General features: G+C 65.4%; 19 protein-coding genes and 1 tRNA gene. 15 read left to right on the top strand and 5 right to left on the bottom strand.

Going from position 1 to position 22,302, the window contains the following annotated elements; translation table 11 throughout:
• Positions 1-783: 783 nt before the first annotated feature.
• Positions 784-3,099: a long-chain fatty acid--CoA ligase gene (locus GGR00_RS10325; protein WP_246441331.1), complete on the bottom strand. Its 2,316-nt coding sequence runs from the start codon at positions 3,097-3,099 to the stop codon at positions 784-786.
• 479 nt (positions 3,100-3,578) lie between these two features.
• Between GGR00_RS10325 and GGR00_RS10330 the strand changes: the two genes are divergently transcribed.
• From GGR00_RS10330 to GGR00_RS10390, 13 genes are all read left to right on the top strand, one after another.
• A complete protein-coding gene (locus GGR00_RS10330) occupies positions 3,579-5,174 on the top strand; it encodes an ABC transporter substrate-binding protein (RefSeq protein WP_055971165.1) in 1,596 nt (531 codons plus the stop codon).
• A gap of 109 nt (positions 5,175-5,283) precedes the next feature.
• A complete protein-coding gene (locus GGR00_RS10335) occupies positions 5,284-6,288 on the top strand; it encodes an ABC transporter permease subunit (RefSeq protein WP_055971162.1) in 1,005 nt (334 codons plus the stop codon).
• A gap of 9 nt (positions 6,289-6,297) precedes the next feature.
• Entirely contained in the window at positions 6,298-7,206 is a 909-nt protein-coding gene (locus GGR00_RS10340) for an ABC transporter permease subunit (RefSeq protein WP_184699389.1), read from the top strand.
• A gap of 1 nt (position 7,207) precedes the next feature.
• On the top strand, positions 7,208-8,059 hold the full coding sequence (locus tag GGR00_RS10345) for an ABC transporter ATP-binding protein (protein ID WP_184699390.1): 852 nt from the start codon (positions 7,208-7,210) through the stop codon (positions 8,057-8,059).
• Positions 8,056-8,883 (top strand): ABC transporter ATP-binding protein, encoded by an 828-nt coding sequence (locus tag GGR00_RS10350; RefSeq protein WP_055971152.1) that lies wholly within the window; start codon positions 8,056-8,058, stop codon positions 8,881-8,883. Before GGR00_RS10345 ends, GGR00_RS10350 begins: the two co-directional genes overlap by 4 nt.
• A 237-nt stretch (positions 8,884-9,120) precedes the next feature.
• Complete coding sequence (locus GGR00_RS10355; protein WP_184699391.1) at positions 9,121-10,728, top strand: ABC transporter substrate-binding protein; 1,608 nt, start codon at positions 9,121-9,123, stop codon at positions 10,726-10,728.
• 245 nt (positions 10,729-10,973) lie between these two features.
• Positions 10,974-11,960 (top strand): ABC transporter permease, encoded by a 987-nt coding sequence (locus tag GGR00_RS10360; RefSeq protein ID WP_184699449.1) that lies wholly within the window; start codon positions 10,974-10,976, stop codon positions 11,958-11,960.
• Positions 11,957-12,784, top strand: coding sequence for an ABC transporter permease (locus tag GGR00_RS10365; protein ID WP_184699392.1), 828 nt, complete (start codon positions 11,957-11,959; stop codon positions 12,782-12,784). Before GGR00_RS10360 ends, GGR00_RS10365 begins: the two co-directional genes overlap by 4 nt.
• Positions 12,781-13,539 carry an ATP-binding cassette domain-containing protein gene (locus GGR00_RS10370; RefSeq protein ID WP_184699393.1) on the top strand — a complete coding sequence of 253 codons (759 nt, stop codon included), beginning with the start codon at positions 12,781-12,783 and terminating at the stop codon, positions 13,537-13,539. Before GGR00_RS10365 ends, GGR00_RS10370 begins: the two co-directional genes overlap by 4 nt.
• Positions 13,536-14,324: an ATP-binding cassette domain-containing protein gene (locus tag GGR00_RS10375; protein WP_184699394.1), complete on the top strand. Its 789-nt coding sequence runs from the start codon at positions 13,536-13,538 to the stop codon at positions 14,322-14,324. The genes GGR00_RS10370 and GGR00_RS10375 overlap by 4 nt, the downstream gene beginning before the upstream one ends.
• Positions 14,321-14,824, top strand: a complete 504-nt coding sequence (locus GGR00_RS10380; RefSeq protein ID WP_055971139.1) for an L-2-amino-thiazoline-4-carboxylic acid hydrolase — start codon at positions 14,321-14,323, stop codon at positions 14,822-14,824. The genes GGR00_RS10375 and GGR00_RS10380 overlap by 4 nt, the downstream gene beginning before the upstream one ends.
• A gap of 116 nt (positions 14,825-14,940) precedes the next feature.
• Positions 14,941-15,129, top strand: coding sequence for a YegP family protein (locus GGR00_RS10385; protein ID WP_055971136.1), 189 nt, complete (start codon positions 14,941-14,943; stop codon positions 15,127-15,129).
• Positions 15,130-15,160: 31 nt separating this feature from the next.
• A complete protein-coding gene (locus GGR00_RS10390) occupies positions 15,161-15,415 on the top strand; it encodes a GlsB/YeaQ/YmgE family stress response membrane protein (protein WP_055971133.1) in 255 nt (84 codons plus the stop codon).
• 196 nt (positions 15,416-15,611) lie between these two features.
• Here the strand turns inward: GGR00_RS10390 and GGR00_RS10395 are convergent, their stop codons facing one another.
• Positions 15,612-15,761, bottom strand: coding sequence for a hypothetical protein (locus GGR00_RS10395; RefSeq protein ID WP_184699395.1), 150 nt, complete (start codon positions 15,759-15,761; stop codon positions 15,612-15,614).
• Positions 15,762-16,004: 243 nt separating this feature from the next.
• On the opposite strand from GGR00_RS10395, the gene GGR00_RS10400 reads away from it, so the two are divergent.
• Positions 16,005-17,108 carry a helix-turn-helix transcriptional regulator gene (locus GGR00_RS10400; RefSeq protein WP_184699396.1) on the top strand — a complete coding sequence of 368 codons (1,104 nt, stop codon included), beginning with the start codon at positions 16,005-16,007 and terminating at the stop codon, positions 17,106-17,108.
• Positions 17,109-17,968: 860 nt separating this feature from the next.
• Here the strand turns inward: GGR00_RS10400 and GGR00_RS10405 are convergent.
• Positions 17,969-18,044 (bottom strand) — tRNA-Thr (locus tag GGR00_RS10405).
• A 162-nt stretch (positions 18,045-18,206) separates the two neighbouring features.
• Entirely contained in the window at positions 18,207-19,163 is a 957-nt protein-coding gene (locus GGR00_RS10410) for a nitronate monooxygenase (protein WP_184699397.1), read from the bottom strand.
• 229 nt (positions 19,164-19,392) lie between these two features.
• Between GGR00_RS10410 and GGR00_RS10415 the strand changes: the two genes are divergently transcribed.
• Entirely contained in the window at positions 19,393-20,472 is a 1,080-nt protein-coding gene (locus tag GGR00_RS10415) for a hypothetical protein (RefSeq protein ID WP_184699398.1), read from the top strand.
• Between the two features lie 14 nt (positions 20,473-20,486).
• Here GGR00_RS10415 and GGR00_RS10420 read toward each other — a convergent pair whose 3' ends face one another.
• Complete coding sequence (locus GGR00_RS10420; protein ID WP_184699399.1) at positions 20,487-22,205, bottom strand: cisplatin damage response ATP-dependent DNA ligase; 1,719 nt, start codon at positions 22,203-22,205, stop codon at positions 20,487-20,489.
• Positions 22,206-22,302: the final 97 nt, after the last annotated feature.

The raw sequence follows: 22,302 nt of genomic DNA on the forward strand, positions 1-22,302 counted from the left end.
CGGATGAATGGTGCGGGACGGAGCAGGGCATTTCAGGTTCTGCCTCCGAGATTCTTCCTGCAGACTCTCATTCCTTCCAACACCCCTCATCCGACCTCGCTTTGCTCGGCCACCTTCTCCCGCAAGGGGAGAAGGCAAGTGCCTGCCTTGCCACGCTCGCCTTCGCGCCTGGCCATTGCTTGAGAAAAGGTTCGGGAAGCGGGGCGCGAGGCCGTGCCTTCCGATAGTATTTTATGTGGCGCGACGTTCGCGCCCCGCCCGGTGTTCTTGCCCCGCTCTTCGCGGCGGCGGGGTTTCCGCAGGCCGCCAGCAAGGCCCAGGCTTGGGGGCTCATCACCCAGCAGAAGATCCGACCTCCTGCCAGCCCGGCACCGGCGCTTCCCCCCGTTGCCCGGTGCGCACCGGAGTCCCGTGGAAGATCGCGAGGGTGATGATACGGGAGGTTGAGAGGGGGGTGGAGAAACGCGGGCGGCTATCCACGCGGGATGCTGACAGATGGTGACAATCCGCGTGCATGTACGAATGGCATGGGACCGTGGTGTAAGCTCCAGCCGTCACGGCATGGATCCCCGGGTCTGCGCAGACCCGGGGATCCATGCCGTGAAGGTTGGGCTATTCCCACGGTCACAGGAAATGGCCAAGCGCTTCAATCAAATGGTCGTTTGATGCCGTTTGAGAAAATGAGGCGGCGTGACGCGCGGCGATCGCCGAGGGCGAAAATAAGCGGCCGCCGTGGAAAACCTTTCCACGGTGGCCGCATGTTCGTCGCAATAGGGCGAGGGGTCAGCCCCGCAATTCGCGCCTCAAGATCTTGCCGACATTGGTCTTCGGCAGCTCGGTGCGGAACTCGATGTATTTCGGCCGCTTGTAGCCGGTCAGGTTTTCGCGGCAATAGGCGATCAGCGTCTCGACGGTGAGGTCGGGATCCTTGCGCACGACGAACAGCTTGGGCACTTCGCCCGAATGTTCGTCCGGCACGCCGACGGCCGCGACTTCGAGCACGCCGGGATGCTGGGCGACGACGTCCTCGAGTTCGTTGGGATAGACGTTGAAGCCCGAGACCAGGATCATGTCCTTCTTGCGGTCGACGATCTTGGTGAAGCCGGCCTCGTCCATGAAGCCCATGTCGCCCGACTTGAAGTAGCCGTCGGGGGTCATCACCTTCGCGGTTTCGTCGGGCCGGTTCCAGTAGCCGGCCATCACCTGCGGTCCCCTGATGCAGATCTCGCCGACCTCGCCGAGCGGCATGTCGTTGCCGTCCTCGTCGCGGATGGCGATGTCGGTCGAGGGCAGAGGCAGGCCGATGGTGCCGGTGAAGTCGGGTGACGAGCACTTGTTGGCGGTCGCCACCGGCGAGGTTTCCGACAGGCCGTAGCCCTCGGTGATGTGGTTGCCCGTCGCCTTCTTCCAGCGCTCGGCGACCGGCCGCTGCACGGCCATGCCACCGCCGAGCGAGAGGATCAGGCCCGAGAAGTCGAGCTTGCGGAAATCCTCGTTGTTGGTCAGCGCGTTGAACAGCGTGTTGAGGCCGGGGAAGATGTTGAACTGGAACTTGGCCAGTTCCTTCACGAAGCCGGGGATGTCGCGCGGATTGGGGATCAGCACGTTGAGGGCGCCCTGCTGCATGCCCATCAGCGCGTTCACCGTCAGCGCGAAGATATGGTAGAGCGGCAGCGCGCAGACGAAGGTCAGGTGCGGCGGCTTCGGCTTGACCGTGTAGGCGTCCTCGACCCACAGCGCCAGCTGGGCGACATTGGCCAGCACGTTCGAGTGGATCAGCATCGCACCCTTGGAAACGCCGGTCGTGCCGCCGGTATATTGCAGGAAGGCGATCTCGTCGGGGGCGACGGTGACCGGCTTGAGGCTCTTGCCCGAACCTTCCTTGAGCGCCGCCATGAACTTGACATGGCCGGGCAGCGACCAGGCCGGCACCAGCTTCTTGACCTTGCGCACCACCAGGTTGACCAGCACGCCCTTGAGCCCGAGCATCTCGCCCATCGAGGCGACGACGACATGCTTGACCTGGGTCCTGGCGACGACCGCCTGCAGCGTGGTGGCGAAGTTTTCGAGGATGACGATCGCCTCGGCGCCCGAATCCTTGAGCTGGTGCTCGAGTTCGCGCGGCGTGTAGAGCGGGTTGACGTTGACCACGGTGTAGCCGGCGCGCAGCACGGCCATCATGGCCACCGGGTACTGCAGCACGTTGGGCATCATGATGGCGACGCGGGCCCCCTTGGCGAGGCCCTTCGACTGCAGCCAGGCGGCGAAGGCCGTCGACATGCGGTCGAGCTCGCCATAGGTCAGCGACTTGCCCATGCAGGAAAAGGCGGGGCGGCCGGCATATGTCTGGCAGGCGGCGGTGAGCAGGTCGCCGATCGACTGGTAGGTCAGCGGCGCGATCTCGGCCGCCATGTTGGCGGGATAGCTCTTCAGCCACGGCTTGGCCCCGGCCTTGACTGGCGCGGCCTTGACAGGAGCGGAGGTGGCAGCGGTGGCCTTGGCCGGAGCCGCGGCCCTCGCGGCTGGCTTCGCCTTTGCCACGGGAGCCTTGGCGGCTGGCTTGGCCTTCGTCGGTGCAGCGGCCTTGGCCGCGGGCTTTGGCATTTCGGCAACCTTGGCCGGAGCCGCCTTGGTGGGTTCGGATTTAGCTGCCGCCGGCCTGGCCGCAGACTTGGCCGGCGCGGGGGCGGCCTTCGCCTTGGACGCGGGCTTGGCTGCCGGTTCGGCCTTTACCGGCGAGGCCTTGGCGGCAGCAGGCTTGGTCTGAGCCGTCTTTGTCTTGGCGGCCGCCGGCTTGGGCGTTGCCGGTTTGGCACTGGTAGGCTTGGCACTGGCAGGCTTGGCCGGCACGGCCTTCGCCTTGGGCGTTGGTGCGGCGGCGGCTTTCGTTTCGGGCTTCTTGGCGGGGGCAGTCACCTTGGCCGCCGGCTTGGCGGCGGGTGCTGCCGGGGCTGCCGATCTTGCAGTCTTGGCTGCCTCGGCCTTCGGAGCGGCAGGTTTGGCGGCTGCCTTGGTTTCGGGCTTTGCCTTGCCGGCGGGCTTGGCTGCCGCCTTTGCTGTGGTGTCTGCCGTACGCGCCTTGCCGGTAGATTTAGCCAATGCACCCTCCCACGTTGTTCTTGTTTTTCCGGCCTGATGGATCGCCGGCATTCGCCCTCGTCACTAGTCGCAGCGCCGCAAGAACAGTGCCGCGTCGGGGCATGTTGTAGTTGTTTGTATTGCCACATGACGTTAACGGCAAGTATCACCCAACGTCAGCTCGGCGGCCGAATTTCGCTTTTTTTTGACGCGGCTGGAATCGGCTATGGCGCGCCAGGACCCATGTCGCGGCCACGACGAGATATGGCGCAGCCGGAGCTGATAAAGCAGCTTCTGATGAAGCGTCGCCAAAGTCGAAATCGTCTGCCGGATAATCAAATTTCGAAAAAAACAGACTGTCGCCAAGTCATCTGTGGGTAAATTATTCTGCTTACCAAAGGGCACGTAGGCGGGGAGTTCCAAAGCTGAATAAACGGTGCTTATATGCGCGCCTGCGAGCCTGACGGGTAGGGCTTGGGAAAAATCATAGGGAGTGTTCAATGTTCAAAAAAACGACCTTTGCGGCCGCGTTGCTGGCTGCAACCGTCCTGAGCGGTGCGGCGAGCGCCAAGACGTTCGTCTACTGCTCGGAAGGTTCGCCTGAAGGCTTCGATCCGGGTCTCTACACCGCCGGCACGACTTTCGATGCCGCTGCGCACACCGTCTACAACCGCCTGCTCGAATTCAAGAAGGGCACGACCGAGACCGAGCCGGGCCTGGCCGAGAGCTACACGATCTCCGACGACGGCCTGGAGTACACCTTCAAGCTGCGTCCAGGCGTCAAGTACCAGACCACCGAGTTCTTCACGCCGAGCCGTGACTTCAACGCCGACGACGTCGTCTTCTCCTTCGAGCGCCAGCTCAAGGCCGACAATCCGTGGAACAAGTACGTTACCGGCGCTTCGTGGGAATACGCTGCCGGCATGGGCTTCCCGGAAGTCATCAAGTCGGTCGAGAAGGTTGACGACCTGACGGTCAAGATCACCCTGACCCGCAAGGAAGCTCCGTTCCTCGCCAACATCGCGATGCCGTTCGCTTCGATCGTGTCGAAGGAATATGCCGACAAGCTGCAGGCCGACGGCAAGATGAACCAGATGAACCAGATGCCGCTCGGCACCGGTCCGTTCGCGTTCGTCGCCTACCAGCAGGACGCCATCATCCGCTACAAGGCCAACCCCGATTACTGGGGCGGCAAGCAGAAGATCGACGACCTGGTCTTCGCGATCACCCCTGACGCGTCGGTTCGCTACCAGAAGCTGAAGGCCGGCGAATGCCACCTGATGCCGTTCCCGAACGCTGCCGACGTCGCCGCGATGAAGGCCGACACCAACCTGAAGGTGATGGAGCAGGAAGGCCTCAACGTCGCCTATCTCGCCTACAACACCACCCAGGCTCCGTTCGACAAGGCTGAAGTGCGTAAGGCGCTGAACCAGGCCATCAACAAGCAGGCCATCGTCGACGCCGTGTTCCAGGGCGCCGCCACCCCTGCGACCAACCCGATCCCGCCGACCATGTGGTCGTACAACAAGGCCGTCGAAGACGACAAGTACGATCCGGAAGCCTCCAAGAAGGCGCTCGAGGCAGCTGGCGTCAGCGGTCTCAAGATGAAGGTGTGGGCGATGCCGGTTTCGCGTCCCTACATGCTCAACGCCCGCCGCGCGGCCGAGCTGATCCAGTCCGACTTCGCCAAGGTCGGCGTCGAGGTCGAGATCGTCTCCTACGAGTGGGCCGAATACCTCGACAAGTCGAAGGCCAAGGATCGTGACGGTGCCGTCATGCTCGGCTGGACCGGCGACAATGGCGATCCGGACAACTTCCTCGACACCCTGCTCGGTTGCGATGCCGTCGGCGGCAATAACCGCGCCCAGTGGTGCAACAAGGAGTTCGACGACCTGGTGACCAAGGCCAAGGAAACCAACGACGTGGCCGAACGCACCAAGCTCTACGAAGAGGCGCAAGTGGTGTTCAAGAAGGACGCTCCCTGGGCGACCATCGACCACTCGCTGTCGGTCGTGCCGATGCGCAAGAACGTCGAAGGCTTCGTCCAGAGCCCGCTCGGCGACTTCGCCTTCGACGGAGTTGACATCACGGAGTAAGGTTGCCTAAACAGGGCCAACCTGGGTTGGGGCGCTTGTACGACAAGCGCCCCAATGCACATTTTGTGCTACCCTTACCTTTCTCGGAACATTCACTTAAAGGTCTGACATGCTCCGGTTCCTGTTGGGGCGGCTAGCCGTCCTCATCCCGACATTCGTCGGGGTTTCCATCATTGCATTCTCATTCATCCGACTTCTGCCTGGCGATCCCGTCGCCCTCCTGTCGGGTGAGCGCGTCATGTCGCCCGAGCGGCACGCGGAAATCTCCGCCGCGCTCGGTTTCGACCGGCCGATCATCATCCAGTATCTCGATTACCTCTGGGGTGTCGTGCGCGGCGATTTCGGCACCTCGATCGTCACCAAGAGGCCGGTTGTCGACCAGTTCTTCGAACTGTTCCCGGCGACCGTCGAGCTGTCGCTCTGCGCCATCATCTTCGCCGTGGTGCTCGGCATCCCGGCCGGCGTGATCGCCGCGATCAAGCGCGGCTCCTTCGCCGACCAGGCGATGATGGGCACGGCTCTCGTCGGCTTCTCGATGCCGATCTTCTGGTGGGGCCTGCTGCTGATCATGCTGGTTTCGGGCATGCTCGGCTGGACGCCCGTCTCCGGCCGCATCTCGCTGATGTTCTATTTCCCGCCCGTCACCGGCTTCATGCTGATCGACTCGCTGCTGTCCGGCCAGGCCGGCGCCTTCAAGTCGGCCGTCAGCCACCTGATCCTGCCGACGATCGTGCTGGGCACCATCCCGCTCGCCGTCATTGCGCGCCAGACGCGCTCGGCGATGCTCGAGGTGCTGTCGGAAGACTATGTCCGCACCGCGCGCGCCAAGGGTCTTTCGGCATTCCGCGTCGTCGGCGTCCATGCGCTGCGCAACGCCATGATCCCGGTCGTCACCACCGTCGGCCTGCAGGTCGGCGTGATGCTCGCCGGCGCGATCCTGACCGAGACGATCTTCTCCTGGCCGGGCATCGGCAAGTGGATGGTCGATTCCGTGTCGCGGCGCGACTACGCAGTCATCCAGGGTGGCCTGCTGATGATCGCTGCCGTCATCATGCTGGTGAACCTTGCCGTGGACCTGCTTTACGGCCTCATCAATCCGCGTATCCGGCACTAGGAGGGCGTCATGTCTCAAGCTGCTGCAACCAGCGCCGTTTCGACTGATCCGTCCCGCCGGGCGCGACTGGCCGAATTCTGGTACTACTTCTCCGAAAACCGCGGCGCCGTCATAGGCCTCGTGTTCTTCATCTTCCTCGTTCTGCTGGCGATCTTCGCGCCGCTGATCGCGCCGCACGATCCGACCCAGCAATACCGCGACGCGGTCCTGGTTCCGCCGGTCTGGCAGGAGGGCGGCCGCGCCGACTTCCTGCTCGGCACCGACGCCGTCGGCCGCGACATGCTCTCGCGCCTGATCTTCGGCACCCAGTTCTCGCTGTTCGTCGGCGTCATCGTCACGACGCTGTCGCTGGTCGTCGGCGTCGTCTTCGGCGTCATTGCCGGCTACTTCCGCGGCTGGGTCGACACCGCCATCATGCGCGTGATGGACATCATCCTCGCCTTCCCGTCGCTGCTGCTGGCGCTCGTGCTGGTGGCGATCCTCGGGCCGGGCCTGGTCAATGCGATGATCGCGATTTCGCTCGTCTACCAGCCGCATTTCGTGCGCCTGGCGCGCGCCGCGGTGATGAGCGAAAAGACCCGCGACTACGTCGTCGCCGCCAAGGTGGCCGGCGCCGGCCATGCCCGGCTGATGTTCAAGACCATCCTGCCGAACTGCATGGCGCCGCTGATCGTCCAGGCGACGCTGTCGTTTTCGAGCGCCATCCTCGACGCCGCCGCACTCGGCTTCCTCGGCATGGGCGCGCAGCCGCCGACGCCGGAATGGGGCACGATGCTGGCCGAGGCCCGCGAGTTCATCCAGAGCAAGTGGTGGGTGGTGACGCTTCCGGGCGTGGCGATCCTTATCACCGTGCTGGCGATCAACCTGATGGGCGATGGCCTGCGCGACGCGCTCGACCCGAAGCTGAAGAGGTCCTGACATGGCACTTCTTGAAATCGAAAACCTGGTCGTCGAGTTCGAGACGGCCTCCGGCCCCTTCCGCGCGGTCAACGGCGTATCGATGAAGGTCCACGAGGGCGAGGTTCTCGCCATCGTCGGCGAGTCCGGCTCGGGCAAGTCGGTGTCGATGCTGGCGGCGATGGGGCTCTTGCCCTGGACCGCCAAGGTCACCGCCGACAAGCTGACCTTCAATGGCCGCGACCTGCTGTCAATGCCGGCCAGCGAGCGGCGCAAGATCATCGGCAAGGACATTGCCATGATCTTCCAGGAGCCGGTGGCCAGCCTCAACCCGTGCTTCACCGTCGGCTTCCAGATCGAGGAAGTGCTGCGCGTGCATCTGGGCCTCGACAAGGCGGCGCGCCGCAAGCGCGCGATCGAGCTGTTCGAGGCGGTCGGCATTCCCGACCCGGCGGATCGTCTCGGCTCCTATCCGCACCAGATGTCGGGCGGCCAGTGCCAGCGCGTGATGATCGCCATCGCGATCGCCTGCAATCCCAAGCTGCTCATCGCCGACGAGCCGACCACGGCGCTCGACGTGACGATCCAGAAGCAGATCCTCGACCTGCTGATGAAGCTGCAGGCCGACCATGGCATGGGCCTGATCATGATCACCCACAACATGGGTGTCGTGGCCGAGACCGCCGACCGCGTGGTCGTGCAGTACAAGGGCCGCAAGATGGAAGAAGCCGACGTGCTGACGCTGTTCGAGAACCCGAAGAGCAACTACACGCGCGCGCTTCTGGCGGCATTGCCCGACAACGCCACCGGCGACCGCCTGCCGACGATCTCCGAACTGTTCGTCGACGACCAGGTGGAAGGAGCTGCACGATGAGCGTCATTCTCGAAGCGCGCAACATCGTGCGCGACTACCACGTGCCCGGCAGCCTGCTGAAGAAGGCCAAGACCGTTCATGCCGTGAAGGGCGTGAGCTTCACCGTCGAGAAGGGCAAGACGCTGGCCATCGTCGGCGAAAGCGGCTGTGGCAAGTCCACGCTCGGCCGCATCCTGACGCTGATCGACCCGGCGACCTCGGGCGACCTGCTGATCGAAGGCAAGAAGATCGACATCGCCAAGGGCGACATGACCCCGGAGATGCGCCGCAAGGTGCAGATCGTCTTCCAGAACCCCTATGGCTCGCTCAACCCGCGCCAGAAGATCGGCGACATCCTGACCGAGCCGCTGGTCATCAACACCGACACCCCGGCCGACGAACGCCGCGACAGGGCGATGACGCTGTTGAAGAAGGTCGGCCTCGAGGAGAAGCACTACAACCGCTATCCGCACATGTTTTCGGGTGGCCAGCGCCAGCGCATCGCCATTGCGCGCGCCCTGATGCTGAACCCGAAGCTGCTGGTGCTGGACGAGCCGGTCTCGGCGCTCGACCTGTCGGTGCAGGCGCAGGTGCTGAACCTTCTCGCCGACCTGCAGGACGAGCTCCAGCTGACCTACGTCTTCATCAGCCACGACCTGTCGGTGGTGCGCTACATCGCCGACGAGGTGATGGTGATGTATTTCGGCGAGGCGGTCGAATATGGCAGCCGCGACGAGGTCTTCGCCGACCCCAAGCACAGCTACACCAAGACGCTGTTTGCCGCGACGCCGCGCGCCGATGTCGAAAGCATCCGTGCGCGCCTGGCCAGGAAGAAGGCCGCTTGAACGAAAGGTGACTTCTTCCATCCTGCCTTGAGCCTGGGCCCGGAAACCGACATCGGTTCCGGGCCTTCGCACATCTGGCCTGCGAGCGTGGAAACACACGCGCACGGAGCACAATGTTTTGGGCCACGGCCCCAAAACGCCAATTTCGTCTCTCGCAAAAGCTTCGGCGGCGATCATAATCCGCTGCATCGAATTGACGGGCCGGCCTTTCAGCCAGCCCGATGCATGGAGGCCGATATGGCGGGAATTGAATTGTCCAGGCGCAAAGTGCTGGCGGGGTCGGCATTCTTTCTGGCGTCGACGGCCTTGCCGTCGATCGGCTTGACGCAGGCGAAAAAGGGCGGGCGGCTGGTGGTCGCCGCCGATTCCGAGCCGCGCAACCTGAACCCGGCGATCGTCGCTTCGAACGGCGTGTTCTTCGTGTCGAGCAAGGTCGTCGAGCCGCTGGCCGAGGCCTCGTTCGACGGCGAGGACGGGCTCGAGCCGCGGCTGGCGACGAGCTGGGAAGGCTCGGCCGACGGGCTGTCGGTCACCTTCAAGCTGCGCGAGGGCGTGACCTGGCACGACGGCAAGCCGTTCAGCTCCGCCGACGTGGCGTTCTCGGCGCTCAACGTCTGGAAGCCGTTGCAGAACCTTGGCCGCGTCGTGTTCAAGAACCTGGAAGCCGTGGAGACGCCGGACGCGAACACGGCCGTGTTCAAGTTCTCCAAGCCGACGCCGCTGCAACTGATCAGGAATGCGCTGCCGGCGTTGACGGCGGTGCTGCCCAAGCACGTCTACGACGGCAAGGACATCGCCGAGAACCCGGCCAACAACGCGCCCATCGGCACCGGCCCGTTCAAGTTCGCCGAGCACAAGGCAGGCGAATATTACCGGCTCGAGCGTTACGACCAATACTGGGGCGAGGGCGAACCGGCACTCGACGAGATCATCTATCGCGTGCTGCCCGACCGTGCGGCGGCAGCCGGGGCGCTGGAGGCGGAAGAAATCCAGCTTGCGGCCTTCTCGGCCGTGCCGCTGGCCGACCTCGACCGCATCTCCAAGGTGCCGGGCATCAAGGTCATCACCGAGGGCTACGAGGCGCTGACATACCAGCTGGTGGTGGAGATCAACCACCGCCGCAAGGAGCTGGCCGACGTCAAGGTGCGCCAGGCGATTGCGCACGCCATCGACAGGGACTTCGTCGTGAAGACGATCTTCCTCGGCTATGCCAAGCCGGCGACCGGCATCGTTCCGCAGAACGACAAGCAGTTCTACATGGCTGAGGTTGCGACCTATGGCTTCGACGTCGCCAAGGCCAATGCGCTGCTCGACGAGGCAGGTTATCCGAAAAAGGACGACGGCAAGCGTTTTGCGCTGAAGCTTTTGCCGGCACCCTATTTCAACGAGACCAAGCAGTTCGGCGACTATCTGCGCCAGGCGCTGGCCGCCGTCGGCATCGACGCCGAACTGGTCAACAACGACTCCGCCGCGCACCAGAAGGCCGTCTACACCGACCACGCCTTCGACATCGCCATCGCTCCGCCGGTGTTCCGTGGCGACCCGGCGATCTCGACGACCATCCTGGTGCAGTCGGGCATTCCCGACGGCGTGCCGTTCTCCAACCAGGGCGGCTACAAGAACGACGAGCTCGACGCGCTGATCGCCAAGGCGGCGGAGACGCTGGACCCTGCGGCGCGCATCGATCTCTACAAGGAGTTCCAGAAGAAGGTGGCAGCCGAGCTGCCGCTGATCAACGTCGCCGAATGGGGTTTCATCACGGTCGCGCGCGACACGGTCAAGAACGTCTCCAACAACCCGCGCTGGGCGGTTTCGAACTGGGCGGACACCTATGTCGAAACGTGACATCATTCCGCCAGCCGGGATGATGATCCGTTACTGAGCATGCCTCTGGAAATCTCAGTGCCTCCAAACACCCCCACCCCTAACCCCTCCCCACAAGGGGGAGGGGGACTCGCTGTCGTGCGCCAAGCGCGCGCGCAGCTATCCATCTTGGCGCATCGGGTGACATGGGAATTCCCCTCCCCCTTGTGGGGAGGGGTTAGGGGTGGGGGTGCGTCATGCACGCGCCCATCAGGGGCAATGCCTCGATGAACCGCACTTTCCGCCTCCTGAAACGCCGGCTGGTCGGCGCCATTCCGGTGCTGCTGATCGTGGTCATCGGCTCGTTCCTGCTGCTCGAGGCTGCGCCCGGCGATGCGGTCGATGCTTATGTCGCCTCGGTCGGGGGCGACGCCGGCATGATCGAGGCGCTGCGCCAGGGCTGGGGGCTCGATGCCTCGCCGATGACGCGGCTCGCCGCCTATCTCTGGGCGTTGCTGCATCTCGACCTCGGCCACTCGGTCGCCTTCTCCCGGCCTGTGCGGGATGTCGTGCTGGAGCGGCTGCCGAACACGCTGCTGCTGATGGGCGCGGCGACCGCCTTGTCCTTCGCGCTCGGCACGGCACTCGGCATTGTCGCTGGCGCGCGGCCGGGCAGCGCCCGCGACCGGGCACTGTCGATCGGCTCGCTGGCGCTTTATGCCGTGCCCGGGTTCTGGCTGGCGCTGGTGCTGACCATCGTCTTTTCGGTCGAGCTGCGCTGGCTGCCGCTGTCGGGCATGGAGACCATCGCATCCGGCAAGGTAGGCTTTGCCCGGGCGCTCGACGTTGCCAGGCACATGGTGCTGCCGGTGACCAGCCTCGGCCTGATCTATCTCGCGCTCTATCTCCGCATGATGCGGGCCGGCATGGCAGAGGTCTGGCGCATGGATTTTACCCGGGCCGCCCGCGCAAGGGGGATCGGCCGGCGCCGCATCGTGCTGAGCCATGTCGCACGCAATGCGCTGTTGCCGCTGGTCACCATGCTCGGCCTGCAGTCGGCGCAGATGCTGGGCGGCAGCGTGGTGATTGAAAGCGTCTTTTCGGTGCCGGGGCTCGGCCGGCTGGCGCAGGAGGCGGTGGGCTCGCGCGACACGCCATTGCTGATCGGCATCATCCTGGTCAGCGCCGCACTCGTGATCGTCATCAACCTGCTCGTCGATATCGCCTATGCCGCGCTTGACCCGCGCGTCGGCGCCAGCGAGGCGAGCGCATGAGCCTCGCCCGCCTGCTCCGTTCGCCCGATGCCGTCGCCGGCTTCGTCATTCTCGGCCTGCTTGGCGCGATGGCCTTGGCAGCACCGCTGCTGTTTCCCGGCGATCCTCTGGCGATTGCCGGCCAGCCCTTGCTGCGGCCGTTCCAGGACTGGGCGCTGCCGCTCGGCACCGACCGCCTCGGCCGCGACGTACTGGCCGGGCTGTTCCATGGCGCGCGCACTTCGCTGGCCGTGGGCCTTGCTGCGGCTGCCGCCTCGATCCTCGTCGGCAGCATCGTCGGAACCATTGCGGGCTTTGCCGGCGGGCTGGTCGACGAGGTGCTGATGCGCATCACCGACGCCTTCCAGACTGTGCCGGGCTTCCTGTTGTCGCTGGCGCTGGTCAGCGTCGTCGGGCCGTCGCTCGGCGTGGTGGTGATGGCGATCGCGCTGAGCGCCTGGACCGGGCCGGCGCGCATCGCGCGTGCCGAGGTGCTGTCGATCCGCGAGCGCGACTATGTCGCCTCGGCGCGAGTGATCGGCATGCACCCGGTCGAGATCGCCTTCCGCGAGGTGTTGCCCAATGCGCTGCCGCCGGTGCTGGCGCTGTCGTCGGTGATCGTCGCCGCCGCCATCCTGACCGAGGCGGCGCTGTCGTTCCTCGGCCTCGGCGACCCCAACCGCGTCACCTGGGGCGGCATGATCGCGGAGGGCAGGGCGGTGCTGCGCTCGGCACCTTACCTCTCCGTCATCCCCGGCATCGCCCTGGTGCTTGCCGTGCTCGGCGTCTACCTCGCCGGCGAGGGTGTCGTCGAAGGCACTGCGGCACGGGAGCGGCAGGCATGAGCGCGCTGCTCGAACTGCGCGGACTGGGCGTGCGCTACAGCGGCGCTGCGACCGCTGCCCTTGAGGGCGTCGACCTTGCACTTGCCGCCGGCGAACGGCTCGCTGTCATCGGCGAGAGCGGCTCGGGCAAGAGCACGCTGGCGCGGGCGATAGCTGGTTTGTTGCCACGAACGGCGAGGCTCCATGGCACGATCACATGGCCCGGCCTCGACCATCCGGCGCGCAACGGCCGCGACATCGGTTTCGTCTTCCAGGACCCCGGATCGAGCCTCGACCCCGTCATGGCTCTCGGCGACCAGGTGGCAGAGGTGGCGCATGCCAATCTCGACATGGGCTGGCGCGCAGCACGGCGGCTGGCGGTCGAATTGCTTGACCGGGTCAAGCTGCCCGAGCCGGCTGCCTTGGCGCGGGCCTATGCGCATCAGCTGTCGGGCGGGCAGAAGCAGCGCGTGGCGATTGCCGCCGCCATCGTGGCGCGCCCGAAGCTTTTGATCGCCGACGAGGCGACGAGCGCGCTCGACACCATCGTGCAGGCCGAGATCGTGGCGCTGATCCGGGCACTGGTGACCGAGGACGGCATGGCGCTGATCTTCGTCAGCCACGACATCGGGCTTGCCGCCAACCTCGCCGACCGCATCGCCGTCTTTCGCCATGGCCGCATGGTCGAGCAGGCCACGACGGCCGCGCTGGTGGCTCGTCCGAGGACCGACTACAGCCGTGCGCTGCTCGTCGCCCATCTGGGGCTGGAGGCATGAGCGCGCTGCTCGACGTCCAGGGACTGTCGAAACGCTACCGGCGCGGCGACAAGGAGTTCGCCGCCCTCGACGGCGTCTCGTTCTCGATTGCTTCCGGCGAGACCCTGGCGCTGGTCGGTCCATCAGGCTCGGGCAAGTCGACGGTGGCGCGCATCCTGCTGCGGCTGGTCGAGCCCGACGGCGGCGGCGCCCGCTTCGACGGCGAGGACCTGCTGGCGCTGCGCGGGGCCGCGTTGCGCGCCATCAGGCCAAAACTGCAGATGGTGTTCCAGGATCCACTCGCCGCCTTCAACCCACGCGCCGCGGTGGCCCGGCTGATCGACGACCCGCTGCGCATCCATGGCATCGCCGGCCGGGCGGCCCGCCCCGGGGCAATTGCGGCGCTGCTCGAACGCGTCGGGCTTGCGCCCGAACTTGCCGGCCGGCGCGTCCACGAAATCTCGGGCGGCCAGCGCCAGCGCGTGGCGATTGCCCGGGCGATCGCCACGCGGCCACGTCTGATCGTGCTCGACGAGGCGGTGGCCGCACTCGATGTGCTGGTGCGCGGCGACATCTTGCGGCTGCTCATGGAGTTGCAGGCGGAAGAGGGCATCGCCTATCTGTTCATTTCGCACGACCTCGGTGCCGTCAGGGCGATCGCCCACCGCATCGCCATCATGGACGGCGGCCGTGTCGTCGAACAGGGCGAGGCGAGGGCGGTGATCGCCGCACCCGCCTCAGCCATCGGCCGGGCCCTGGTGGCGGCCACGCCGGAACTACCGAAATTCAGGGAGACCGCCTCGTGACCGAACATGCCGAACGGGCCGAAAGGCTGGCTCTCGAACTCGACTCCGCCTTCCGCAACCGCGCCGACCTCTACCGGCTGATGCTGGAAGAACTGTCGGCGGAGCTGGGCGAGGCGAAGGCGGAGGAGGTGCTGGTGCGGGCGATCGAGCGGCGCGGCCGCGAGGTGGCGGAGGTAGCGTTCGCCCGGTTCGGTCCCAACGACGCGCGCGCCATCGGCGAGGCCTTCCTGGCCGTCAGCCCGGATGACGGGCGCATGTACCCCACCGACGTCGAGCGCAGCGACAGCCACATCGCCTTCAAGGTCAGGCGCTGTCCGCTGAAGGACGCCTGGCTGGCGGCGGGCGTCGCGGAAGGCACGCTGGCGACATTGTGCCGGATCGCCGGCGCCTTCGATCGCGGCCTGTTCGAGGCCACCGGCGTGCGCTTCGACAATGTCACCTGGACGCCCGGCCACGGCACCGGATGCTGCCACATCTGCCTGACCGACAGGGACGCCTGACACGCTTGCCGCGAGCCGGCCACGCGCCGATGCAACCGTGATGGACTTTCGCCGCTTGCCTGTGCGACGATTCGCCAGCGACGTGAGTCGCGGACCGGCAATTACGAGGAAATGCGATGTACAAATTCGAGGTCTACAAGGACAAGGGCGGTGAGTTTCGCTTCCGCTTCAGGGCTTCCAATGGCGAGGTCATGTTCAGCTCCGAGGGCTATTCGGCCAAGGCGTCGGCGCTGAAGGCGATCGAGTCGATCAAGAAGAACACGCCGGGCGCTGCCGTCGAGGACCAGACCACTGCCGTAGCCTGACCTCCAAACGGCACAAACCAGGAGAGATCATATGGGTATCGAAAGCCTGCTCATCTTCCTTATCGTCGGTGCCGTCGCCGGCTGGCTCGCCGGCCAGCTGGTCAAGGGCTACGGCTTCGGCCTGCTCGGCAACATCGTGGTCGGCATCGTCGGCGCGCTGATTGCCGGCTGGCTGTTTCCGGCCGTCGGCATCAGCCTGGGGACCGGCATCATCGCCGCGATCATCCATGCGACCATCGGTGCCGTGATCCTGCTCGTGCTGCTGAGGGTGGTGAAATCAGCCTAGCGCCGAGTGCGCAAAATCCACGGCTCCGGACGTCGGTCAACGATGTCCGGGCCAGCGCGCCAGATGCGCCCCGTTCCGGGCCGCTAATAGCCGAGCTGCCAGAGCACCGCGCTCGCCGCGCCGAACGCCACGGCGACATAGAACCAATCCGACCAATCCATAGCGGCAAGGCGGGCTTTCCCGCTCCTCGTACGGTTCAGGGCAGCAGCAATATGGCCGGCATGAAATCCGCCGCCGCCGCGTTGAGAATCGTTAGCGCTACGGCGATCATGACCGCCGCTGCGAAGAAGTATTCGAAGCTGTTCTGATCTTCTCTCGGTTGGCGCGGCTGAAGCGGCGTCGGCATGATGTGTGGCTCCTGAAGCTGCCTTTTGAATCAATTCCCGAAACGGAGGACAGTTCCATGGGCGGCTGAAAGTTCCGCACGCCGGTGCAGGCCCGACATCGAGCGGAAGAAGTGCGGCGCGAGCATCCGGAGCGAACGCGTCTCTGCCGGGCCAAATGCGGTTCGCAGCCGCACTGTCTCGATTTTCTACAAGGTATTGATGTATGTGTTGGAAAATAGACTCGCGCCTGTTCCGCATGTCCGATGCGAATTGACTTAGCCAAACTGGATCGTGCGCTCGACGGAACTCTCGAAGCTGCCGTCGATCCTTCCTTGTGGCCGCGCATTCTTTCCCAGGTGGCCGAGGCCACGAGCGCCTTCGGGGTCAACATCGTGCCCCTGCATGGCTGTTTCCCGGGCGGGCTGGTCAGCACCGACAGCCTCCAGCCAGCCCTCGAAGGTTATTTCGATGGCGGCTGGAACAAGCGTGAGTGGCGTCTCCGCGGAATGCCGTTGCTGGCGTTGCAGGGGACCGTGCTGGAGCAGCACTACACCACCAGCGATGATTTCAAGAACCAGGAATATTATCGTGCCCAATCGAAGTATGGGATTGGCCGCACCTGCATCATTGGTCTCTCGAACGCCAGGGACCTGGTCTGCTTCACCTTGCACCGGCGCCTCGACGAGGACCCGTTCGATGTCGAGGACGAGCGGATTTTCCGCGCGATGCGGGATCGCCTGATGGTGTCCGCCTCGATCACATGGAACATCGCCAGCCAGAAGATCGACGGCATGCTGGAAGCCTTCCAGATGGCGAAGATGGGAGCGGTGTTTTTCGACCGCTTCGGCAAGGTGACGGCCACGAACGCTGCTGCGAGCGCAAGCCTCGGACGCGAATTGCAGATATCGCAAGGGGAACTCCGCTCGCGGACGCATGCCGAAACCGTGCTGATCAAGACGCGGATGAACACCGTGCTGACGGAAAGATGGCTGGACCCCGATGCGGCCAAGCCGGTGGTGATCCAGAGGGATGCCTCGCGGCCGATCCTGCTGCGCATCCAGCGCCTCGGCGGCAACCTGCTCGATATCTTTTCGCACTCGGTCGGCGTTTGCCTGATCGAGGACCTCGATCAATCGAAGATTTCAGAACCCGAACATGTCGCCGAGACATTCGGCCTGACCAGGTCCCAGGCGATGCTGGCCTCGATGCTCGCCGATGGAATGTCGCTGCGCGAAGCGGCCGAACGGCGCTCGGTCAGCTATGAGACGGCGCGATCGCATCTCCGCTCCATCTTTGCCAAGACCGGCACCAGCCGGCAATCGGAGCTTGTTGCCTTGATCGCCCGCCTCCGCCAGACCGCCTCCTGAGTGCGCCATGCTCCCGGTGCCGATGTCTGCCCGGCGCGGTGGGGGTGGCGCGGCATGGAAAGGCGCGCATGCGATCGGCCCGCGCTCGCCATGCGAGTTCGGGAACCGAACCACCTCAGCTTCGTTCTTGGTTGACGGAGCGACCCACACCCCCGCCCGCCATCGCTCCGACATAGGGGCCTGCCGGCACCCCCCGGCGGGCCCTTGCTGTTGCCCGCTTACATTCGACTTTCGACACCGGCGTGCCGCCGGTTGCCATGGAGCCCCATGCGACATGGCGAACGCGACCGCGCGTGATGCGTCACACGCGCGGCGTCTCCGTTTTGCGGCTGCCGATCAGACGAACATCATGATGGCGATGCCGCCGAACACGACCAGGACCAGCCCGGCGACCAGCATGGGGAGAAGGGAGCTATCTTGGTTGGCTTCAGGCACGGACTTTTCTCCGGTTGGGGTGCCGGCAACATGGCCCAGCGCCCCTGGGACTTCTTTGCGCTAGCGCAAAGAAGATGGCCTCGCGTGCCGCGGCAGATGCCGCAGTCGTGGCTTGCCTCGCCTGGATCGAGACCACCGGCAGAAGAAAAGGCCCGCGCCGAATGGGGAGGCAGCGCGGGCGAGCTAGGTTGGATCAGGTGCAAACAGAGGGTGTTGCATCCGACGGAACGGACCCTAGCGATGGCCGGCGCTGGCTTCTTTGCGCTGGCTCAAACTGCGGGCATGGAACCGTCCTCGCGACGGGAATGCGCAGCCGAAGTTTCGCTGGGACTGTTCGCCTGACGGAGCCTTGGGAAGTGGAAAAAACGCCATCAGGAGGCGGGCAGGCCGCCTGCTTTCGACTGTCTGGGTTTCATGGGAAGAACTGGTGCCGCTTAGGTGACTCGAACACCTGACCCCATCATTACGAATGATGTGCTCTACCAACTGAGCTAAAGCGGCTTCCAGGCTGCGCGATCCCGGAGGCTCGCGCGACGTGAGTGCCTGATAACTTCATTGCGCGCCGATTTCAAGCGGCCTTTGCAGGGATTTGACAGGCGGCGCACGATCGCCGCGTGTCGCGGTGTACAGGCCCGCGCGCCGCAATGGCGCGCAAGCTCCGCATCAGGCGCAGATGCGGGCCTTGGCGGCGGCGTATTCGCCGGCGAGGCGGGCGACGAGTTCGGCCGCCGGCACGACCTTGTCGACGGCGCCGATGCCCTGGCCGCAGCCCCAGATGTCCTTCCAGGCCTTGTATTTGCCCTCTTCCTCGAAATCCATCTTCGAGGGGTCGGAGACGGCGAGGTGGTCGGGATCCATGCCCGAGGCGCGTACCGAGCCCTTGAGGTAGTTGCCGTGGATGCCGGTGAACAGGTTGGAGTAGACGATGTCGGCGGCCTTCGAGTCGACTATCATCTGCTTGTAGGCCTCGGCGGCGCGGGCCTCCTCGGTGGCGATGAAGGGCGAGCCGATATAGGCGAGGTCGGCGCCCATGGCCTGGGCGGCGAGCACGGCGCCGCCTTTGGCGATGGCGCCCGACAAAAGCAGCGGCCCGTCGAACCACTGGCGGATTTCCTGAATGAGCGCAAACGGCGACAGCGTGCCGGCATGGCCGCCGGCGCCGGCGGCGACCGCGATCAGGCCGTCGGCGCCCATCTTGATCGCCTTGCGGGCATGGCGGTCGTGGATGATGTCGTGCAGTACGATGCCGCCATAGGAGTGGACGGCCTGGTTGACCTCCTCGACCGCGCCGAGCGACGAGATGACGACCGGCACCTTGTACTTCACGCACAGGCGCAAATCGTGCTCGAGGCGCTTGTTCGACTTGTGCACGATCTGGTTGACGGCGAAGGGGGCGGCCGGGAGTTCGGGATTGGCGGCGTCGTGGGCGACAAGATCCTCGGTGACCTGGGCCAGCCATTCGTCGAGCTGGGCCTCGGGCCGGGCGTTCAGAGCCGGGAACGAGCCGACGACGCCGGCCTTGCACTGCGCCAGCACCAGCGGCGGATGCGAGATGATGAACAGCGGCGCGCCGACGACTGGAATGCGCAGGTTCTTCTTGAGGATTTCAGGCAGCGCCACGCTTGTCTCTCCCGGCTTTTGATTTTGACGTTTCCGTAAACGTAACTTCTTATAGCAGATCGGGCGCTGCGGACAATGCACCGGCTTCAAGCGCTGCTGCACGCATTTTTGCCGGTCCGCAGATGCATTGCATCCAGTTTTGGCCGACAAAACGCTTTCCGTGCCGTTGATTGATGCCCGGTCTGTCGCTAACCATCTGGCAACAAAGGTGCGTTGCGAGGAATATCGGTTGGATTCGATCGAAAAGGCGATCCGGAACGCTTTCGAAAAGGGCGACCCCGAGAACCGCGAATTTCGCGAAAAGGTCTATCGAGCGGCCTTTGCCGCGCTCGATCGCGCGCTCAAGACCAATCCTGCCATGACCGTCGAGGTGGCGATCAACCGCCGCAAGTCGCTGCAGGCCACGATCACCGAGATCGAATCGGAGTTCATGCCGGCGGTGTCGGCCGGCACAGCCAATGCGGCCCCGGCTCCGGAAGTCTCGCTCAACGGCAATGGCGCGGCCAAGGCGCCGTCGGTGTCGATCGGCAGCCCGGCGACCGGCGTCACGCCCGTCGTGCCCGATATCATGCCCGATGCCACCCTGCCCGGCGGGCCGGTCGAGATCACCGAAAAGCGCAGCAGGGCCGAGCGTCGCGCGGCGGATCGCGCGGCCCGGCGCGCCGAAAAGCAACGGCCGTTCGCGGCGATGTTCTTTGCCGTGACCTTGCTTGCCATGGGCGGCATCGGCGCCTGGTGGGCGGTGCAGACCGACCAGTTCAAGTCGGCCGAAGAGATCGACACGTCGGTGCGCAACCCGCCGAAGACGCTCGAGAGCGAGGACTTTTCGCCGGATGGCGGACCGGCCCGGCCGGGCGAGGTCGACCAGGCGCGCAACTGGATCACCGTGTTCACCCCGACCGATCCGACCGACGTCAGCACGCCGAGCGGCACCAGCGCCGAGGTGACGGCCGACGATACCGGCAGCTTCCTGCGCATCCGATCGGGCAGCACCGGCTCGGCCATCAGCTTCGACGTCGGCCAGGGACTGCTGCAGCAGATCGCCGGCAAGCATGCGGTGTTCGACATCGTCGCCCGCGCCGAGGACGGCAAGGAAACGCAGATGGCCGTCGACTGCAATTTCGGCGAGCTCGGCGATTGCGGCCGCAAGCGCTACATCGTCGGCTACCAGCGCGGCGAGTACCTGTTCGAGATGGACGTGCCCGACAAGCAGCCGGGCGCTGCCGGGACCATCGCGATCAACACCGACATCGACAAGCAGGGCAAAGCCGTCGACATCTATGAGATCAGGGTCTCGGTGACCGAATAGGCGGCGCACCCGCCTCAGTCGAGCAGCGCCTGCAGCGTCTCGATGCGGTCGGCCTCGGCCGGCGGCTTGTCCCAGCGTAGGCGCGAGATGCGGGGAAAACGCATCGCGACGCCGGATTTGTGGCGGGTCGAGCGGTTCAGTCCCTCGAAGGCGACTTCCAGCACCAGCCCGTTGGCTCGGTCGGCGCGCACCGAGCGCACCGGGCCGAAGCGCTCGATGGTGTTGTCGCGGACGAATTTGTCGATCTGTTTGAGCTCCTCGTCGGTGAAGCCGAAATAGGCCTTGCCCACCGGCACCAGCTCTTCCGCGCCCTCGGCGCCCGACCAGACGCCGAAAGTGTAGTCGGAATAGAAGCTCGAGCGCTTGCCGTGGCCGCGCTGGGCATACATCAGCACCGCGTCGACCGTATGCGGGTCGCGCTTCCACTTGAACCACGGACCCTTGGGCCGGCCGGCGAGATAGGGCGAATCGAGCCGCTTCAGCATCACGCCCTCGATGATCGGGTGCGGCGGTGCGCTACGCATGTCCTCGAGCTGGGTCCAGCCATCGAAGGCAACCAGCGGCGACAGGTCGAAGCGGTCGGGGTCGAGCGCGGCGATGAAGGTTTCGAGATGCCGGCGCCGCTCGGTGAAGGCGAGGCCGCGCAGGTCCTCGCCATTGAGCTGGAGCAGGTCGTAGCAGCGCACGAAGGCTGGATATTGCGCCTGCATCTTGGCTGATACGGTCTTGCGGTTGAGCCGCTGCTGCAGGTCGGAGAAGGTGCCGGTCGCTTCGGGGGGCACGCCGACCAGAAGTTCGCCGTCGAGAGCCGCCTCGAAATCCATCGCCGCGACGACGTCCGGGAACGCCCCGGAGACGTCGTCGCCGGTGCGCGAATAGAGCCGGCGGACGCCGCCCTCCGACACCGCCTGGACGCGGATGCCGTCCCATTTCCATTCGGCGGCATAGTCGGCGGGATCGAGCTTTTCGAGATCGCCTTCACTGACCGGGTTGGACAGCATCACCGGGCGGAATGGCGCCTTGGCTGCCTGTTCCGGCTTCGGCGCCTTGCCCTCCAGCCAGGCGAACAGGTCGGCATAGGGCGGTGCCAGCCCATGCCACAGCTCCTCGATCTCGGCGACGTCGACGGGGCCGAGGTCGGCCAGCGCCTGCTTGGCAAGCCGTGCCGAGACGCCGATGCGCAGCCCGCCGGTGACCAGCTTGATGATGGCGAAGCGCGCCGACGTTTCCGCCTGGTCGAGCAGGCGGGCGAGCACGGCCGGCCCGTCGGAGCGGCTGGCGGACTGGAGGGCTGCGACGACGTCGGCGAGCGTGATGTCGTGGTTGGGTTTGTAGGCCGGATTACCCCCACCCCTTACCCCTCCCCACAAGGGGGAGGGGGATTCTGAGACGCTGACGTCTCCCTCCCCCTTGTGGGGAGGGGTAAGGGGTGGGGGTGCTGCAGGCGATGCATTGCCGCCTGGCTCTGGCCACACCAGCGACACCGTCTCGGCGAGGTCGCCGACATAGTCGTAGGAATAGCCGAACAGCACCGGGTCCATGCGCTCCGACACGAGTTGGCGCAGCATCGCCGGCTTGACCGAGGCGATGTCGAGCTCGCCGGTCAGGGCCGCCAGCGCCAGGCCGCGATCGGGATCCTCGACGGCGCGGAAATGGTCAGTGATGAGCTTCAGCTTACCGTTGCGCGACGGCGTCAGCACAAGACGGTCGAGGAGCTCGGCGAAGCGGTTCATGGGAGGGAGGCTCCTGATCGGCGTAGCGCTCCGTCCCACCCCCCTCTGGCCTGCCGGCCATCTCCCCCGCAAGGGGGGAGATTGGTCTCGTCGCCGG

The sequence above is a fragment of the Aminobacter aganoensis genome, assembly GCF_014206975.1.
Classification (GTDB): Bacteria; Pseudomonadota; Alphaproteobacteria; order Rhizobiales; family Rhizobiaceae; genus Aminobacter; species Aminobacter aganoensis.

What these genes read in the sequence shown, in the direction of transcription:
- GGR00_RS10365 (WP_184699392.1), top strand. Translation starts at nt 11,957, where the DNA reads ATGAGCCTCGCCCGCCTGCTCCGTTCGCCCGATGCCGTCGCCGGCTTC.
- GGR00_RS10420 (WP_184699399.1), bottom strand. Translation starts at nt 22,205, where the DNA reads ATGAACCGCTTCGCCGAGCTCCTCGACCGTCTTGTGCTGACGCCGTCG.
- GGR00_RS10340 (WP_184699389.1), top strand. Translation starts at nt 6,298, where the DNA reads ATGTCTCAAGCTGCTGCAACCAGCGCCGTTTCGACTGATCCGTCCCGC.
- GGR00_RS10395 (WP_184699395.1), bottom strand. Translation starts at nt 15,761, where the DNA reads ATGCCGACGCCGCTTCAGCCGCGCCAACCGAGAGAAGATCAGAACAGC.
- GGR00_RS10335 (WP_055971162.1), top strand. Translation starts at nt 5,284, where the DNA reads ATGCTCCGGTTCCTGTTGGGGCGGCTAGCCGTCCTCATCCCGACATTC.
- GGR00_RS10350 (WP_055971152.1), top strand. Translation starts at nt 8,056, where the DNA reads ATGAGCGTCATTCTCGAAGCGCGCAACATCGTGCGCGACTACCACGTG.
- GGR00_RS10370 (WP_184699393.1), top strand. Translation starts at nt 12,781, where the DNA reads ATGAGCGCGCTGCTCGAACTGCGCGGACTGGGCGTGCGCTACAGCGGC.
- GGR00_RS10390 (WP_055971133.1), top strand. Translation starts at nt 15,161, where the DNA reads ATGGGTATCGAAAGCCTGCTCATCTTCCTTATCGTCGGTGCCGTCGCC.
- GGR00_RS10375 (WP_184699394.1), top strand. Translation starts at nt 13,536, where the DNA reads ATGAGCGCGCTGCTCGACGTCCAGGGACTGTCGAAACGCTACCGGCGC.
- GGR00_RS10385 (WP_055971136.1), top strand. Translation starts at nt 14,941, where the DNA reads ATGTACAAATTCGAGGTCTACAAGGACAAGGGCGGTGAGTTTCGCTTC.
- GGR00_RS10400 (WP_184699396.1), top strand. Translation starts at nt 16,005, where the DNA reads ATGCGAATTGACTTAGCCAAACTGGATCGTGCGCTCGACGGAACTCTC.
- GGR00_RS10355 (WP_184699391.1), top strand. Translation starts at nt 9,121, where the DNA reads ATGGCGGGAATTGAATTGTCCAGGCGCAAAGTGCTGGCGGGGTCGGCA.
- GGR00_RS10360 (WP_184699449.1), top strand. Translation starts at nt 10,974, where the DNA reads ATGAACCGCACTTTCCGCCTCCTGAAACGCCGGCTGGTCGGCGCCATT.
- GGR00_RS10330 (WP_055971165.1), top strand. Translation starts at nt 3,579, where the DNA reads ATGTTCAAAAAAACGACCTTTGCGGCCGCGTTGCTGGCTGCAACCGTC.
- GGR00_RS10345 (WP_184699390.1), top strand. Translation starts at nt 7,208, where the DNA reads ATGGCACTTCTTGAAATCGAAAACCTGGTCGTCGAGTTCGAGACGGCC.